This window comes from Nocardia canadensis, from assembly GCF_032656385.1.
Lineage (GTDB): Bacteria > Actinomycetota > Actinomycetes > Mycobacteriales > Mycobacteriaceae > Nocardia > Nocardia canadensis.
In genome coordinates this window covers 653,621-669,065 of the sequence record NZ_JAVCWB010000008.1, presented here as the reverse complement: position 1 = coordinate 669,065, position 15,445 = coordinate 653,621, and the positions used below count along the sequence as shown (strand labels likewise).

General features: G+C 70.0%; 15 protein-coding genes. 6 read left to right on the top strand and 9 right to left on the bottom strand.

Annotation, left to right across the window (positions count from 1 at the left end):
• Positions 1 to 2: 2 nt before the first annotated feature.
• Complete coding sequence (locus Q7X29_RS16845) at positions 3 to 833, bottom strand: glycosyltransferase family 2 protein (RefSeq protein WP_316574663.1); 831 nt, start codon at positions 831 to 833, stop codon at positions 3 to 5.
• Positions 834 to 1,151: 318 nt separating this feature from the next.
• On the opposite strand from Q7X29_RS16845, the gene Q7X29_RS16840 reads away from it, so the two are divergent.
• From Q7X29_RS16840 to Q7X29_RS16825, 4 genes are all read left to right on the top strand, one after another.
• Complete coding sequence (locus tag Q7X29_RS16840; protein WP_316574662.1) at positions 1,152 to 2,129, top strand: YveK family protein; 978 nt, start codon at positions 1,152 to 1,154, stop codon at positions 2,127 to 2,129.
• A 63-nt stretch (positions 2,130 to 2,192) separates the two neighbouring features.
• Complete coding sequence (locus Q7X29_RS16835) at positions 2,193 to 3,524, top strand: glutamate-1-semialdehyde 2,1-aminomutase (protein WP_218716207.1); 1,332 nt, start codon at positions 2,193 to 2,195, stop codon at positions 3,522 to 3,524.
• Positions 3,521 to 4,624, top strand: coding sequence for a glycosyltransferase (locus Q7X29_RS16830; RefSeq protein WP_218716206.1), 1,104 nt, complete (start codon positions 3,521 to 3,523; stop codon positions 4,622 to 4,624). Before Q7X29_RS16835 ends, Q7X29_RS16830 begins: the two co-directional genes overlap by 4 nt.
• Before the next feature lie 277 nt (positions 4,625 to 4,901).
• Positions 4,902 to 6,926, top strand: a complete 2,025-nt coding sequence (locus tag Q7X29_RS16825; RefSeq protein ID WP_218716205.1) for an SDR family oxidoreductase — start codon at positions 4,902 to 4,904, stop codon at positions 6,924 to 6,926.
• 82 nt (positions 6,927 to 7,008) lie between these two features.
• On the opposite strand, the gene Q7X29_RS16820 is transcribed toward Q7X29_RS16825, so the two are convergent.
• From Q7X29_RS16820 to Q7X29_RS16805, 4 genes are read right to left on the bottom strand one after another with little or no spacing between them, the layout of a single operon-like run.
• Entirely contained in the window at positions 7,009 to 8,193 is a 1,185-nt protein-coding gene (locus Q7X29_RS16820) for an NAD(P)/FAD-dependent oxidoreductase (protein WP_218716204.1), read from the bottom strand.
• The gene (locus Q7X29_RS16815; protein WP_218716203.1) at positions 8,190 to 8,372 is read right to left on the bottom strand and encodes a rubredoxin; all 183 of its coding nucleotides are present in this window, start codon (positions 8,370 to 8,372) and stop codon (positions 8,190 to 8,192) included. The genes Q7X29_RS16820 and Q7X29_RS16815 overlap by 4 nt, the downstream gene beginning before the upstream one ends.
• Positions 8,369 to 8,545 (bottom strand): rubredoxin, encoded by a 177-nt coding sequence (locus Q7X29_RS16810; protein ID WP_218716202.1) that lies wholly within the window; start codon positions 8,543 to 8,545, stop codon positions 8,369 to 8,371. Before Q7X29_RS16810 ends, Q7X29_RS16815 begins: the two co-directional genes overlap by 4 nt.
• On the bottom strand, positions 8,545 to 9,771 hold the full coding sequence (locus Q7X29_RS16805) for an alkane 1-monooxygenase (RefSeq protein WP_218716201.1): 1,227 nt from the start codon (positions 9,769 to 9,771) through the stop codon (positions 8,545 to 8,547). Before Q7X29_RS16805 ends, Q7X29_RS16810 begins: the two co-directional genes overlap by 1 nt.
• A gap of 142 nt (positions 9,772 to 9,913) precedes the next feature.
• Between Q7X29_RS16805 and Q7X29_RS16800 the strand changes: the two genes are divergently transcribed.
• The gene (locus Q7X29_RS16800) at positions 9,914 to 10,516 is read left to right on the top strand and encodes a TetR/AcrR family transcriptional regulator (protein WP_316574661.1); all 603 of its coding nucleotides are present in this window, start codon (positions 9,914 to 9,916) and stop codon (positions 10,514 to 10,516) included.
• 18 nt (positions 10,517 to 10,534) lie between these two features.
• On the opposite strand, the gene Q7X29_RS16795 is transcribed toward Q7X29_RS16800, so the two are convergent.
• Entirely contained in the window at positions 10,535 to 11,107 is a 573-nt protein-coding gene (locus Q7X29_RS16795; RefSeq protein WP_218716199.1) for a cutinase family protein, read from the bottom strand.
• Positions 11,108 to 11,380: 273 nt separating this feature from the next.
• Entirely contained in the window at positions 11,381 to 11,596 is a 216-nt protein-coding gene (locus Q7X29_RS16790) for a hypothetical protein (protein WP_218716198.1), read from the bottom strand.
• A gap of 95 nt (positions 11,597 to 11,691) precedes the next feature.
• Between Q7X29_RS16790 and Q7X29_RS16785 the strand changes: the two genes are divergently transcribed.
• Entirely contained in the window at positions 11,692 to 13,386 is a 1,695-nt protein-coding gene (locus Q7X29_RS16785; RefSeq protein WP_218716197.1) for an FAD-binding dehydrogenase, read from the top strand.
• A 3-nt stretch (positions 13,387 to 13,389) separates the two neighbouring features.
• On the opposite strand, the gene Q7X29_RS16780 is transcribed toward Q7X29_RS16785, so the two are convergent.
• A complete protein-coding gene (locus Q7X29_RS16780; protein ID WP_218716196.1) occupies positions 13,390 to 14,223 on the bottom strand; it encodes an IclR family transcriptional regulator in 834 nt (277 codons plus the stop codon).
• Positions 14,224 to 14,276: 53 nt separating this feature from the next.
• On the bottom strand, positions 14,277 to 15,440 hold the full coding sequence (locus tag Q7X29_RS16775) for an Mrp/NBP35 family ATP-binding protein (RefSeq protein ID WP_316575374.1): 1,164 nt from the start codon (positions 15,438 to 15,440) through the stop codon (positions 14,277 to 14,279).
• Positions 15,441 to 15,445 lie beyond the last annotated feature (5 nt).

Sequence of the window (15,445 nt, the reverse complement as noted above, 5' to 3'; positions counted from 1 at the left end):
ATTCAGCCCTTCCCGGCCGCGCGTTTGACCCGCGCGCCCAGCCGGACCAGTGCCTGACGCACGACCTTGCCGTCGCCGACGAGGACATCGACGAGGCGGATCTGATCGCGGTGCCTGCGCCGGTAGTGGTGGTTGAACCGGAGCACGTCGGACAGCTTGCTGAGGGTCGAGGTGGTGGAGGAGTAATTGAACGCCGAGGCGCGGTTGATCGCCAGCACCCGGCTGTCACCGAAGAAGCCGCCGCGCTCGATCAGTTGCGCGATGAGGTCGATGTCCATCGCGTAGAGGAAGTCGGTGCGGAACCCGCTGGTCGTGGCCAGATCGCTGCGGCGGAACATGAACGCGGCCGTCGGGCACAGTTCGTCGGGGAGCTTGCGGACGAAGGCGCGCAGGGCGGTCCGCGACGAGCGGCGCCCGAGCAGTCCCGTCAGCCCACGCGATCGGGCGAGCAGCGTTCCCGCGTCGTCGATGACGTCGAACCTGGCGCCGGTGACGGCGATCTCCGGATCGCGCAGCGCATCGACCTGCGCCGACAGGCAATTCGGGGTGATCAGGTCGTCGGCGCAGACGAGCTTGACCAGCTCACCCGAGGCCAGTCCGATCGTCCGGTCCCAGTTCTCGGCGATCGGCAGGACGACGTCGTTGGTGTAGAGCCGAATCCGGTCGTCGTCGAAGGACCGCACCAGCTCGCCGGTGCCGTCGACGCTCGCGTTGTCGACCACGACGATCTCGAAATCCGCGAAGTCCTGCGCGAGGATCGACCCGATGGTCTCGACGATCGTGCGTGCCGCGTTGAATGCCGGGACACACACCGACACCCGAACCCCCACCACTGTTCGATCCTCCATGATTTCCGTCACTCACCGATCCCGCGTGCCCGCCGCGGGCGGGCACGAACCGGCTCAGCGTACCGATCTCCCCGCGCCCGCGCTCATCTGGCGATTTCCGCCACATCGACCCGCTGAACTGTTTCCGCGGCGCTGCGGGCACGTCGCGCCACGTGCGTATCGAGTGGGACCGCATCGACGTTTCAGATTCCGGGACACGTTTACCGGCCGCACCCGCCGGGTAAACCCGTCGCGGTCACGTCTCGCGGCGCAGCGGAACCCCAGCTACCATCGCCACCACTACCGGTGGAATGTGGGGGAAGTGTGAGTGAGACGGCGGCGACGGGTGAGTCCCGCTCGGCGAGCGCGTCGATGTCCGGCGTCGACCTCGCCGGGCACGCCCGCCAGCTGGTCCGGGTCCTCCCGATCGCCCTGGTGGTGGCCGTGCTGGTCGGCGCGGGCGTCTGGCTGGTGCGCGACCGCAGCGACCGCACCTACGAGGCGAGCCTGACCGCGCAGATCTCCCAGCAATCGATCGGCGCGGTGTTCAACGAACTCACCCAGCCCTACATCGTGCTGATCACCGAGAGCCGGGTGCTGTCGGACGTGGTGAAGAACGGGCTGGCCCCCTCCGAAGACGATCTGCGGCCCCGGGTCTCGGCCATGACCGGCCCCGCACCCTCGCTGTTGATCATCACAGCGCAGGCGAGCACTCCCGAGCAGGCCGCCAAACTCGTCCTCGCGGTAGAACAGTCGCTCGACCGTGTCGGATCCCAGATGCGCACCGAGGCGATCGCTCGCTCGGCGGCCGACCTGGAAGATCACCGCCGGGCCGTCGAGGACACCTTCTCCAAGCGGCTCGTCGACGATCCGCTGCGGCCGGAGCTGAGTTTCGACGCCAGGGACGTCGCCCGCGAAATCGAGTTCCGCCAGGTGCTCGGCATGGCCCGGCTCACCGTGATCAGCAATCCGCGCACGGAACTGGTGGCCCCGCACCCGGTGCAGGAAGGGCTGTTCGCCGCCTTGGCCGCGTTGATCGTGGCCGCCGAGGGCCTGGTGCTGGCGCGTGGCGCGCTGGAGCGGCGCACCGGTCGCAAGCGCACCGCCGAGGAACCGAAGCCCGCCGAGACATCCGCGTCGGTCGGTACCTCCGAGGTCGACCCGTCCGCCCGCGCCGACGCGATCGCGCCGGCATCGGTATCCGTCGCCTACGACCCCGAGACCACGGTCCTCCCCCGCCAGTGGCCCCCACGGGCAGCCCCGGTGAAGACCGCGAGCAAGAACTCGACGCCCAGCGCGTAGGGCGGGCAACCGCTCGGGACCGGGTCGCCACGGACCGACCGACACGAGCCGAGAGGAACGCTGATGCGCAGCTTCGATCACAGCACGGCCGTCCAGGCCCGGCTGCACGAGCTCGTTCCGGGCGGCGCGCACACCTACGCGCGCGGCAGCGACCAATACCCCGAGGGCATGGCCCCGGTGCTGGTGCGCGGCAAGGGCGCTCGGGTCTGGGATGTCGACGGCAACGAGTTCGTCGAGTACGGGATGGGGCTGCGCGCGGTCACGCTGGGCCACGGCTACGAGCCGGTGTGCGCGGCCGCCGCGCGCGCCGCCGCCGACGGCTCGAGCTTCTCCCGGCCCACCGAATCGGAACTGCTCGCCGCCGAGGACTTCCTGTCGCTGGTGCCCGGCGCCGACATGGTCAAGTTCGCCAAGAACGGCTCCGACGCCACCACCGCCGCGGTGCGTCTCGCCAGGGCGGTCACCGGGCGGACCCGGATCGCCGTCTGCGATCAGCCGTTCTTCTCCGTCGACGACTGGTTCATCGGCACCACCGAGATGGCGGGCGGCATCCCCGCCGTCGACACCGTGAAGTTCCCCTACAACGACCTCGACGCGCTGGCGGGCACCCTGGCCGCCGGTGAGGTGGCCGCGGTGTTCCTCGAGGCCGCCACCGCCTTGGCCGAGCCGCTGCCCGGCTATCTGGAAGGCGTTCGCGCGCTCTGTGATCGGCACGGCACACTGCTGGTGTTCGACGAGATGATCACCGGCTTCCGCTGGGCGGCGGGTGGCGCGCAGGCCGTCTACGGCGTCACGCCCGACCTGTCGTGCTGGGGCAAGGCGATGGGCAACGGCTTCCCGATCTCCGCGCTCGCGGGCAAGCGCGAGTACATGGAGCTCGGCGGGCTGCGTACCGAGCGGGACCGGGTGTTCCTGCTCTCGACCACGCACGGCCCGGAGACCTCGGCGCTGGCCGCGTTCCGCGCGGTCGTGCACGCCTACCGCACCGAGGACCCGGTCACCCGGATGGAGCAGGCGGGGCGCGACCTGGCCGACGGCGTGAACGCCGTCGCCGCCGAGCTCGGGCTCGCCGACCACCTCCAGGTCCGGGGCCGTCCGTCCTGCCTGATCTTCCGTACCCTCGACGCGGAAGGTGCTGCGTCCCAGGCCTTCCGGACGCTGTTCCTGCAGGAGCTGCTCCAGCGTGGGGTGCTCGGTCAGTCCTTCGTCGTCTCCGCGGCCCACGACGCCGCCGCCGTGACTGCCACCGTCGCCGCCTGCGCCGAGGCCGCCGTGGTCTATCGCCGCGCGATCGACCGGGGCACCGTCGAGGGTCTGCTGCGCGGCAGGCCGGTCGCCCCCGCCCTGCGCCGCACCGCCGCCCCCCGACAGATCGAAACGAGCACCTCCCGATGACCCGTGTCGCCCTCGTACACGAACGTTTCACCGAGTTCGGCGGTTCCGAGGCGGTGGTCGGCGAATTCGTCGAAACCTGGCCCGATGCCGAGGTTTTCGCGCCGATCGTCGCGCCGGGCGGGATCCGCGAACCGGTCGGCGCCGTCCACGACAGCTGGCTCAGCCGCGCCCATGCCCTGACCGGCGGCAGACACGCTCCCCTGCTGCCGCTGGTGCCGCGCGTGCTGCGCCGGTTGCCGCTGCGCGACCACGACGTGGTGGTGATCAGCCATCACGCCTTCGCCACCCAGGCCGCCCTGGCCACCGACGCACCCGTCGTCGCCTACGTGCACAGCCCGGCCCGGTGGGCCTGGGATCGCGAGTTCCGCGCCCAGGAGGCGGGTGGGCGCGCCGGGCAGCTCGCCCTCGCCGCGCTGGGCACGCTGGCGCGCCGCGGGGAACTGCGCGCCGCGCCGCGGCTCGCCCACGTGGTGGCCAACTCGCACGCGGTCGCGCAGCGGGTCACCGACTGGTGGGGACTGCCCGCCTCGGTGGTCAATCCGCCGGTCCAGGTCGCGCGGTTCACTCCCGACCCGGCCCTCGCCCGCGAGGACTTCTACCTGTGCGCGGGCAGGCTGGTGCCCTACAAGCGCGCCGACCTGGCGATCCGGGCGGCGCAGCGGGCCGGGGTGCGTCTGGTCGTTCTCGGCGAGGGCCGCTTCCGCGCCCAGCTCGCGGCGATCGCGGGCCCGGAGACCACCTTCCTCGGCGCCACCTCCGCCGCGCAGTTGCAGGACATGTACCGGCGCTGCCGGGCGTTGCTGATGCCGGGCATCGAGGACTTCGGCATCGTGCCCGTCGAGGCGATGGCGTGCGGCGCCCCCGTGCTCGCCGTCGGGGCGGGCGGCGCACTCGACACGGTGCGGCCCGGTGTCGTCGGCGCCTACGTGCCCGCGGGCACCGACGACGAGGTCGTCGCGGCACTGGCCGAGCTGATGGGCGAGTTCGATTCGGCGACCTACGATCCGGCGAAGATCCGCGACCACGCGCTCACCTTCGCTCCCGAGGTGTTCCGCGCGCGGATGGCCGGGGTCGTCGACGACGTCCTCGCCGGCCGATAGCGACAAGTTGTCCGAAACTCGCAGTTACTGAAATCAACTGTCACACACACCCTTTGACCTGCGACGATCGGTGACAATTCCCACACGGTGACCGGGCGCCACGAGCTTGCCCGGCAAGGTTACCGACGAGTACGGTGAGGGCCTGCCGGGACGACGATGTGCCCGGTTTCTCTCCAGCCACTTGCTGCTGGATTTCGACCGTTGATCGCCGCATCCACCGCCGCATGCCGGATCACTGTTGCACGACACCGTGTTTCGAGAATCTTCAGGAGGGGCGATGGTTTCCTACATCGTGACAGGCGGTACCGGATTTCTGGGTCGGCGAGTGGTGCGGGGGCTGCTCGCCGCCGACCCGACGGCGATCGTGCACGTGCTGGTGCGTGCCGAGTCGCTGGCCAAGTTCACCGCGCTGACCGCGCAGCATCCCGACGGTGATCGGGTGTTCGCGCTGGTCGGCGACCTGACCGCCGACGGCCTCGGCCTGGGCGACGAGCCGCCGCGCGCCGATCACGTGCTGCATCTGGGCGCGGTCTACGACATGACCGCCGACGAGGAGACCGCGCACGCGGCCAATGTCGCCGGCACCCGCTCGGTGATCGAGCTGGCGCGCAGGCTCGACGCCGTGCTGCACCACGTGTCCTCGGTGGCCGTCGCGGGCGATCACCGCGGCAAGTTCTTCGAGGAGGACTTCGATCTCGGCCAGAACCTGACCTCGCCGTATCACCGCACCAAGTTCGCCGCCGAGAAGCTCGTCCGGGAAACCACCGACGTGCGCTGGCGGGTGTACCGCCCGGCGATCGTGGTCGGTGATTCGCGCACCGGCGAGATGGACAAGATCGACGGCCCGTACTACTTCTTCGCCGCGATCGACGCCCTCTCGGCGCTGCCGGCCGAATTGCCGCTGCCCCTGCCCGATCTGGGCGCCACCAATGTCGTTCCGGTCGACTACGTCGCCGAGGCGATGGTCCGGCTGGTGCGCAAGGACGGACTCGACGGGCGCACGTTCCACCTGGTCAACCCGGAGCCGCAGCCCTTCGGCGAGATCTACCGCGCGCTGGCCACCGCCGCGGGTGGCCCGGTGGGCATCGGCACGGTCCCCGGCAGTGCCCGCGCGCTGTCGGGCCTCGGGCACGTGCCCGGCGCCCACGCGGTGCGCGACTTCCTGTTCGAACAGGCGGGCATTCCCGCCGAGGTCGCGCCGCACGTCGGTTTCACCGCCGAGTTCGTCGCCGAATCGACCCGCGCGCAGCTGCCCGGCCTGACGGTGCCCGCCTTCGACACCTACGCCCAGCGGCTGTGGGACTTCTGGCGTGCCAACCTCGACCCGCATCGCGGGCGGGTCCCGGCCGACGCCGACCGGCTCGCGGGCCGGATCGTGCTGATCACCGGCGCGTCCTCGGGCATCGGCCTGGCCACCGCGCACGCGGTCGCCCAGCGCGGCGCCACCGTGCTCATGGTGGCCCGTGGCGTCGAAGACCTCACCGCCGCAGCGGAATCCGTGCGGGCCGACGGCGGCACCGCCTTCGCCTACCCGTGCGACATCACCGACGCGACGGCCGTCGACGGCCTCGTGCAGCAGCTGCTGAGCGAGCACGGCCATGTCGATTACCTGATCAACAACGCGGGTCGCTCGATCCGTCGCTCGGTCGCAAACTCGGTGGACCGCATGCACGACTTCGAGCGGACGATGGCGGTGAACTACTTCGGCGCCGTGCGGCTGATCCTGGCGCTGTTGCCGTCGATGCGGGAGCGCCACTTCGGCCACATCGTCAACATCTCTTCGATCGCGGTGCAGACCAAGGTTCCCCGCTTCGCCGCCTATGCCGCCAGCAAGTCGGCGCTGGACAATTTCAGCGATATCGCCGCCGTCGAGAACCGTGGCGCCGGTGTCACGTTCACCTCCATCCGGATGCCACTGGTGCGCACCCCGATGATCGCCCCCACCGATCTCTACCGCGCCCTGCCGCTGCCCGACCCCGAGCGCGCCGCCCGGATCGTGGTGCGCGCGATGCTGGAGCGGCCCGACCGGATCGATACCCCGGTCGGCACCTTCTCGCAGGCGGTCGAGATGTTCCTGCCCTCGCTCAAGCGGACCATCATGCACACCGGCTTCCGGCTCTTCGGCGAATCCACTGCGGCACAGGGCAAGCCGGTGCTCGCCGAGCCCGCCCCCGAGCCGGCGGCGCCGGTCGAGCCCAGCCGCAACGCGCTCACTGTCCTGGCTCCGGTGCTCACCCCGCTGATGGTGATGCCGGGTTCGGCGGCCCGGATGAGCCGTGTGCTGCCGGGCGTGCACTGGTAGTCGCCCTGGATCGACGACACCGGGCCGCGCACGATCACCTCGTGCGCGGCCCGGTTCGTCGCGGTCGCGACCGGTCTCGCGATCAGTGCGTGGGCACCGGCGCCGTGGCCTGCCAGGGCTGTCCGGCCGCGATGAGCGGACGGATCGCGCGCAGCTCCCGGGGCCTGCGCATCGCGACGGCTCCGACCGGGCGTCGATCGCGCAGAGCGACGGCGAGGAAGTCCTTGCCCGCCAGATCCCCGTCGACGACCAGTTCGTCGTGCGGGTGAATCCAGCCGGCGAACTGCATCGAGACGCCGTGCTGGTCGGTCCAGCCCCACGGCACCTCGGCGGGCGCGGCCGGGTGCCCGAGCATCGACAGGGCCGCCGCCGCACCGGCGGTCATGGCGGAGTTCCAGTGCTGACCGCGTTCGAATTCCCCACGCAGCGGGTGGAATCCGGTGGTGGCGTCGCCCGCGGCGAACACCCCCGCCGCCGAGGTGCGGTAGTGCTGGTCGACGACGATACCGTCGTTGACGGCGATCCCCGCGGCCTCGGCCAGCGCCGTTTCCGGCACCGACCCGACGGCGACCAGCGCGGCGGCGGCCGACCAGGTGCGCCCGTCGGCAGCGGTGGCCGTGACGCCGGTGCCCGCGTCGACCACCTGGGTGGTCAGCACGCCGTTCTCCACCACGACGCCGTGTTCCTCGTGCAGGCGCCGCAGCACGTCCGACACCGCCGCAGGCACCACCCGATCCATCAGCGCGGCTCCGGCATCGAGCACCGTCACGCGGGCACCCAGACCCCGCACGGTGGCGGCGACCTCGCAACCGATCAGCCCACCACCGATGATCAGCAGCGAGCCGCCCGCGGTGACCGCCGCCTGGAGCGCGGCGATGTCGGCGCGGGTGCGCAGGGTGTGCACCCGGGTCGAGGTGGTGTCGATCGTCCGCGCCCGAGCCCCGGTGGCCAGCAGCAGGCTGTCGTAGCCGAGCACCTCGCCGGTGCCCGATCGCACTGTCGCACGGTCGATATCGATCTCTTCCACCCCGAACGCGGGGCGCAGATCGATCCGGTTGTCGACCCAGAACTTCACCGGTTTGAGCAGCGCGCGATCGAACGATCCGGTGCCTGCCAGCAGTTCCTTCGACACAGCGGGTCTGCGGTAGGGCAGGTCCGGTTCGTCGCCGACCAGGACGATCTCCCCCGCGTAGCCCTCGCGCCGCAGCGTCTGGGCCGCGGTCGCGCCGGCGACGCCGGCACCCACGATGACGATCCGGCCGCTCATCCGCGGCTCACCTCGAGCATCTCGAAGTCGGCCTTGGCCGCACCGCAATCCGGGCAGGACCAGTCGTCGGGGATGTCGTCCCAGCGGGTGCCCGCCACGATCCCGTCCTCGGGCCAGCCGAGCGCCTCGTCGTACTCGAAACCACATTGCACGCAACGGAACAGCTTGTAGTCGCTCATCGTGACACCTCCTCACTCGGCGCGAAGTCGAGCTTCTCGCGGACCCCGCAGTCCGGGCAGCACCAGTCGTCGGGGATCGCCGCCCAGGCGGTCCCGGCCGGGAAGCCCTCGCGGGGCGCGCCTGTGGTCTCGTCGTAGCGGTAGTCGCAGACCGGACAGGTGTAGGCGGCCATCAGCGCGCTCCGTACTTCGCCAGGACCTTGTCCCGCTTGGCGGGCTGGATGTTCACGCGGGTGATGTCGCCGTCGTAGTGCGCGAGCACGCGCGGGTCCATCACCTTGCGCCACAGCGGTGTGAGGTAGGCCAGGCCGATCAGGCTGGCGTAGCCGCTGGGCAGTTCGGGCGCGCCGTCCATGTGCCGCAGCGTCTGGTAGCGCCGGGTCGGATTGGCGTGGTGATCGCTGTGCCGCTGCAGGTGGTACAGGAAGATGTTGGTGACGATGTGGTCGGAGTTCCAGCTGTGCTCGGGGGTGCACCGCTCGTAGCGCCCCGAGGCGGTCTTCTGCCGCAGCAGACCGTAGTGCTCGAGGTAGTTCACCGTCTCCAGCAGCGAGAAGCCGTACACGGCCTGGATCAGCAGGAACGGCAGGATCACCGGGCCGAACACCGCGACCAGCGCCGCCCACAGCACCACCGTCATCAGCCAGGCGTTGAGCACGTCGTTGTGCATGCTGAACGGTCCCTTGCCGAGTCGCTCGAGGCGGGTGCGCTCGAGTTCCCAGGCCGAGACCAGGCTGCCCCACACACTGCGGGGCAGGAACGTCCAGAACGATTCGCCGAAGCGGGCGCTGGCGGGGTCCTCCGGCGTGGACACGCGCACGTGGTGACCGCGATTGTGCTCGATGTAGAAGTGACCGTAGCCGGTCTGGGCGAGGGTGATCTTCGACAGCCAGCGCTCCAGCTCGTCCTTCTTGTGCCCGAGCTCGTGCGCGGTGTTGATCCCGATGCCGCCCATCGCGCCGATCGTGAAGGCCAGGCCGATCTTCGACACCAGGCCGAGGCCGCCGTCGATGCCGAGCCAGGACAGATCGTCGGCCGTCCACAGGTAGCAGGCGAACACCAGGCTCACCAGCTGCAGGGGGATGTAGGCGTAGGTGCAGTACCGGTAGTACCGATCGTTCTCGAGCAGCTCCATGGCCTCTTCCGGCGGGTTCTTGCCGTCGGGGCCGAAGAAGCGATCCAGGATCGGCAGCAGCACGTAGAGCAGGATCGGCCCGAGCCACCACCAGACCGGCGCGACCGCGGTCCAACCCAGCTGGTTGAACGCCCACACGAAGGCGACGGCCAGCAGCGTCGCGCTGGGCGCGATCAGGCCGAACAGCCAGAGGTAGCGCTTGGGGTCGCGCCAGTGCAGGACTGCCGTCGACCCTTCGTGGTCGTCGATGCGAGATGTCGTCATTGTCATTCTCCTGATCGCCGAGACACCGGCTCGGTCATTGCTGTGTTCGTTTACAACATAGCGCGATGTGTTCTCAGTGAATACACTTTAGGAAGAATTGTCAATGAACGAGCAGATTCGATAGCACATGTACGATGATCGAGTGGCCGAATCGCCGAACTTCCACGCCGAGATGCGTCTGCTGTTGCGTGACCGCATGCTCGATGCCGCCCGCACCATGGTCGTCACCGAAGGGTGGGGCGCGGTCAACATGTCGCGCGTGGCCAAGGAGGTCGGCGTCAGCAGGCCGGTCCTGTACAAGGAAATGGGGACCAAACAGGCCCTTGCCGACGCCCTGATCGAGCGCGAGCTGGGCATCTACCTGGCAGGCATCGCCGACACCCTGGCCGAACACCCCACCGACGCCATCGCGGGCATGACCGCCGCCGCGGACTACGCGCTGCGCAACGCCGGGGACAACACTTTGATCAAGGCTGTGCTCGCGGCCCGAGCGGACGGCGACACCGCGCTGCTGCCCGCGTTGATGAGCGATCCGGAGCCGGTGTTGGGCCGCGCGGTCGCCACGCTGACCGGCACCGTGCGGGAGCACTACCGGCTCGACGCGCTGTCCGACGACGAACTGACCTCGTTCGTCGAGATCATGGTCCGGCTGACGCTGAGCCATCTGTTCCAGCCGACCGGCAGCGTCGACCGCGCGGTGGCACAGATCGGCGCTGTCCTGAACGGGGTACTGCCCGCCGTCTGACGACGACGGGCAGCGGGCTCACAGCCGCGCGTCGACTTGCCCGACGGCGTTGGCGAAGGCCCAGCTGTAGGCCCCGTGCGCGGTCGGGAAGACACCACCCGCGCAGACGGGATCGCCCGCGGTGCAATAGTTCGCGGTGCGGTCGGCGTACCACGGCGCGACCGTGCCGCCGACGAGCCGCAACGGATCACCGAACAGCAGCACCGCCACCACCCGCGAGGACACCTCCGGCGGCAGCACCCACATGCCGGGCAGGATCATCATCGCCGGCGAGCCGAGGACTCCGTGCGTCACCGCCGCGCCCTGCGAGTAGCCGACGAGCACGAAACGCTGGTCGGGGCAGGCCGCGGCCTGAGCGAGCACATGCGTCGTCATCGCCCTCGTACCGTCGCTGACCGAGGAGGGCACCAGCAGATCCGCCGGGTACTCGACCCGATGGGCGGTGGTGTCGACCGATAGTTGCGCGCTCAGCACCGCGTAGAGCGGGTCGCCGACGACCGAGCCGAGATAGCCGGGTTCCTGTGTCCCACGGGCGACCACGACATCGAGCGTGGCGCAACTCTGCGCCATCGCCGTCAGTCCCGGTGACATCGCTGTCCCGATCCCCGCGGCCAGTAGCAACACCGACAGCGCTCGCGCTGTATGTCCTGCGACGATACGAATTACCTTCCGGTTGGTCATGGCACCCACCCACTCACGCCGTTGTGAGAACTAGAGAGACGAGCGATCACCGTCCACCGCAACGGTATTCGGCGTGCTCACTGGTGGGATACCCGCTGACCTGCATCGACTCGACGCGAAGTCGGCATCTCTTGCGCCACGGTCGGGTCTCGGATCATCGTGCGGCACAAGGCCGCAGGCGGATCAGTGCTTCTTCGGCTTCTTCTTCTTCTTGGGCTTGTCGTGGTCGGGCTCCCACTCGTAGCCGGGAACGCCGCGCTCGCAGTAGGAGTTCTCGACGAGGACATCGCCCTGGTCACGCTCGCACCACCGCTCCGACCGCGAGCAGGAGGTGGCGCCGAGACCGGCGAGTACCGTGAACACGAGCAGGGCAGCACCGGTACGGGTTCGGACTTTCATGGATTCCCAGACCTCTCTCGAACGAAACGCCGCTGGTCAGAGCATTTTCCAACACTTGCCGCCGGCCACCGACGCACCAATGCTACGTTCCGTGGATGTCGAGCACAGTGTCAGAGCCCACCGACGACTTCACCCCCGACGCGATCGTCGTCGGCGCAGGCCTCGCCGGGCTGGTCGCCACGCACGAGCTGGTACTGGCCGGCCGCAATGTCCTGGTGGTCGACCAGGAGAACCGCGCCAATCTCGGCGGCCAGGCGTTCTGGTCGCTGGGCGGGTTGTTCTTCGTCGACAGCCCCGAGCAGCGCAGGCTCGGGATCAAGGACTCCTATGAACTGGCACTGCAGGACTGGCTCGGTTCGGCCGGTTTCGATCGCGAGGACGAGGATCGGATGGCGCGCCAGTGGGCACAGGCCTACGTGCGGTTCGCTACCGACGAGAAGCGGGACTACTTGCACGCCTTGGGTCTTCGTGTCACGCCGCTGGTCGGCTGGGCCGAGCGCGGCGGCGGACTGGCCGACGGGCACGGCAACTCGGTGCCCCGCTTCCATCTGACCTGGGGCACCGGACCCGAGGTCGTGCGGGTCTTCCTCGAGCCCGTGCTCGTCGGCGAGGTCCGCGGCCAGGTGCGGTTCGCGTTCCGGCACCGAGTCGACGAGCTGATCGTCACCGACGGCGCCGTCACCGGGGTCCGCGGCAGCGTCCTGGCCCCCAGCGACACCGAGCGCGGGGTCGCCTCGAACCGGGACACGGTGGGCGAGTTCGCCTTCCACGCGCCCTCGGTGCTGGTGAGTTCCGGCGGCATCGGGCACGCGCACGACCTGATCCGCCGCAACTGGCCCACCGAACGGCTCGGTCCGTGCCCGGAGACGATGATCTCGGGCGTGCCCGCCTATGTCGACGGCCGGATGCTCGGCATCTCCGAACAAGCCGGCGCGGCGCTGGTCAACCGAGATCGCATGTGGCACTACACCGAGGGGATCAACAACTGGGATCCGGTCTGGCCCGATCACGCGATCCGGATCATTCCCGGACCCTCGTCGCTGTGGTTCGATGCGAACGGAATCCGCATGCCCGCACCGTGTTTCCCCGGTTTCGACACCAACGAGACGATGCGCCGGATCCTGTCGACCGGGCACGACTACTCCTGGTTCGTGCTCAACCAGACGATCATCGAGAAGGAGTTCGCGCTCTCGGGCTCGGAGCAGAATCCCGACATCACCGGCAAGGACCTCAAGCTCACGCTGCGCAGCCGCGTCGCCAAGGGCGCTCCGGGTCCGGTGGAGGCGTTCAAACAGCACGGTGTGGATTTCGTCGTCGCCGATTCGCTGACCGAGCTCGTCGACGGCATGAACGACATCGCCCGGGGACCGAAGCTGGACGCGGCCGCGCTCGAGCGCCAGATCGTCGCCAGGGACCGTGAGGTCGCCAATCCCTACACCAAGGACGCGCAGATCTCCGCGATCAGCAACGCCCGCAAGTACTTCGGTGACAAGGCGGGGCGCGTGGTCAAGCCGCACCGCGTTCTCGATCCCGCGCACGGCCCGCTCATCGCGGTCCGGCTGAACATCCTGACCCGCAAGACGCTCGGTGGCCTGCAGACCGATCTCGATTCGCGGGTGCTGCGACCGGACGGCGAGGTGTTCCCCGGTCTGTTCGCCGCGGGTGAGGTCGCCGGCTTCGGCGGCGGCGGCGTGCACGGCTACAACGCGCTGGAGGGCACGTTCCTGGGCGGGTGCATCTTCTCGGGTCGCGCGGCGGGTCGGGCGATGGCGCGGCGGGCGACCGAGTAGGCGCTAGACGGGGCGGCCGTGCCGGGGGCCGAGGGCGCGTGCCGCTTCCTTGGCCACCTCGGCCAGCGCCCGCGCGAGCCGGGCGGTGTCGAGGGCACTGCGGTCGCCGTGCACCGTGCCCGACAGCGAGATCGCGGCCAGCGCGACCCCGCGGCCGCGGATCGGCACCGCGACACAGCCCACACCGGGCAGCGATTCCTCGGTGTCCACGGCCACGCCCTGCCGATTGCGGATCCGGGCCAGTTCACGATGCAGTTCGGCGCGATCGATGATGGTGCGGGCAGTGCGCGGCACGGTGACCCCGCGCAGCGAGGCCTCGGCGATGCCGGGTTCGAGGGTGGCCAGCAGCGCCTTGCCGACCGCGGTGCAGTGCGCGGGCAGTCGTCCGCCGACCCGGGTGGGGATGGCGACCTGGCTGCGCCCGCCCGCGCGGTCCAGGAACAGCACCTCGCGTCCGTCGAGGACGGCGAGATGACCGATCAGGCCGGTGCGCTGGCTCAGGTCGTAGAGCAGCGGACCGACGACTTCGCGCAGCTCGTTGTGCTCAGCGGCCAGTCCGCCCAGCTCCAGCACGCGCAGCCCGAGCCGGTAGCCGCCGGGGGTGTGCGCGAGCCAGCGCAGCCGGATCATCTGGTCGAGGATCCGGTGCACCGTGGAGCGCGGTAGCCCGGTGCGTTCGGCCAGGCCGAGCAGTGTGAGGGTGGGAGTGGTCGAGTCGAACGCGTCGAGGATCAGCGTCATCCGCTCGATCATCGACGTCGGCGGCGCACCGGCGGCCCGGCCCGATCCGGTCCACAGGTCCTCCGGCGCCGGCTCGGTCACGATCTCGACCGTCATTGATCCAACCTCCACAGTGTGTAGCGGATACAGACTAGAGCCGTCCGTGTCGCTTACGCACCATTTCGCTGTACCGAGCGGTTCATCGCGGTCAGGGCAAGGCGTCTGCCGGTCAGGGGTGCGCTGGTGGGGGCCAGGATCGCGGCGATGTCGGCGACGGCGCGGGCGGCCGCGGATTCCGGGGCGGTGTGGGCGAACGGAGCGCCCTCGTCGCCCGCCGCGCAGACGCCCGGATCGAACGGGATCCGGCCGAGCACCGGACAGTAGGTGTCGAGGAGCGTACTCAGCGCCCGGCTGACGGCAGTGGCCCCGCCCGCGCCGAACAGGGTGTGCCGGGTCCCGTCCGGGCTGTCGTACCAGGACATGTTCTCGATGATGCCCGCCACCCGCTGCCCGGTCCGAGCCGCGACGGCGCCCGCCCGTTCGGCGATGCGGGCCGCCGTGCGCTGCGGCGTCGTGACGACCAGCAGCTGGGCGGCGGGCAGCAGTTGGGCCAGGGAGATCGCGATGTCACCGGTGCCGGGCGGCATATCGATCAGCAGGATGTCGAGCTCACCCCAGTAGACGTCGTGCACGAACTGCGCCAATGCGCGATGCAGCATCGGGCCGCGCCAGACGACGGGGGTGTTGCCGTCGGCGAACATGCCGATCGAGATGACCCGGACACCGAAGGCGCTGGGCGGCATCATCATTCGCTCGACCAGGGTCGGGCCGACGGTGATGCCGAGCATCGCGGGGACCGAATGCCCGTGCACGTCGGCGTCCATGATGCCGACCCGCAGACCGCGGCGGGCCAGCGCGACCGCCAGATTCACCGTGACGCTGGACTTTCCGACACCGCCCTTCCCGGACACGACGCAGTACACCGTCGTCGGCGACGCCGGGTCGGCCGGCCCGCTCGCCGCTGCGGCGTCCGGCCCGCGCAGCTGGACGCGCAGCGCCCGGCGCTGGTCTTCGCTCATCACACCGAAGTCGATGTCGACACCGGCGACGCCGGGGAGCGCGGTGACGGCGGCCCAGATGTCCTCGCTGATCCTCGCCCGCAGCGGGCAGGCGGCGACCGTCAGCAGGACGCGGATGCCGACGTGGCCGTGAGCGTCCACCACGACGGCCGCGACCATGTTCAGTTCGGTGAGCGGACGGCCGATCTCGGGATCGCAGACCTCGCCCAGGGCGGCGATGATCTGTGTTTCGGTCGGGGTGCTCGGCGGGGGCATGGGTG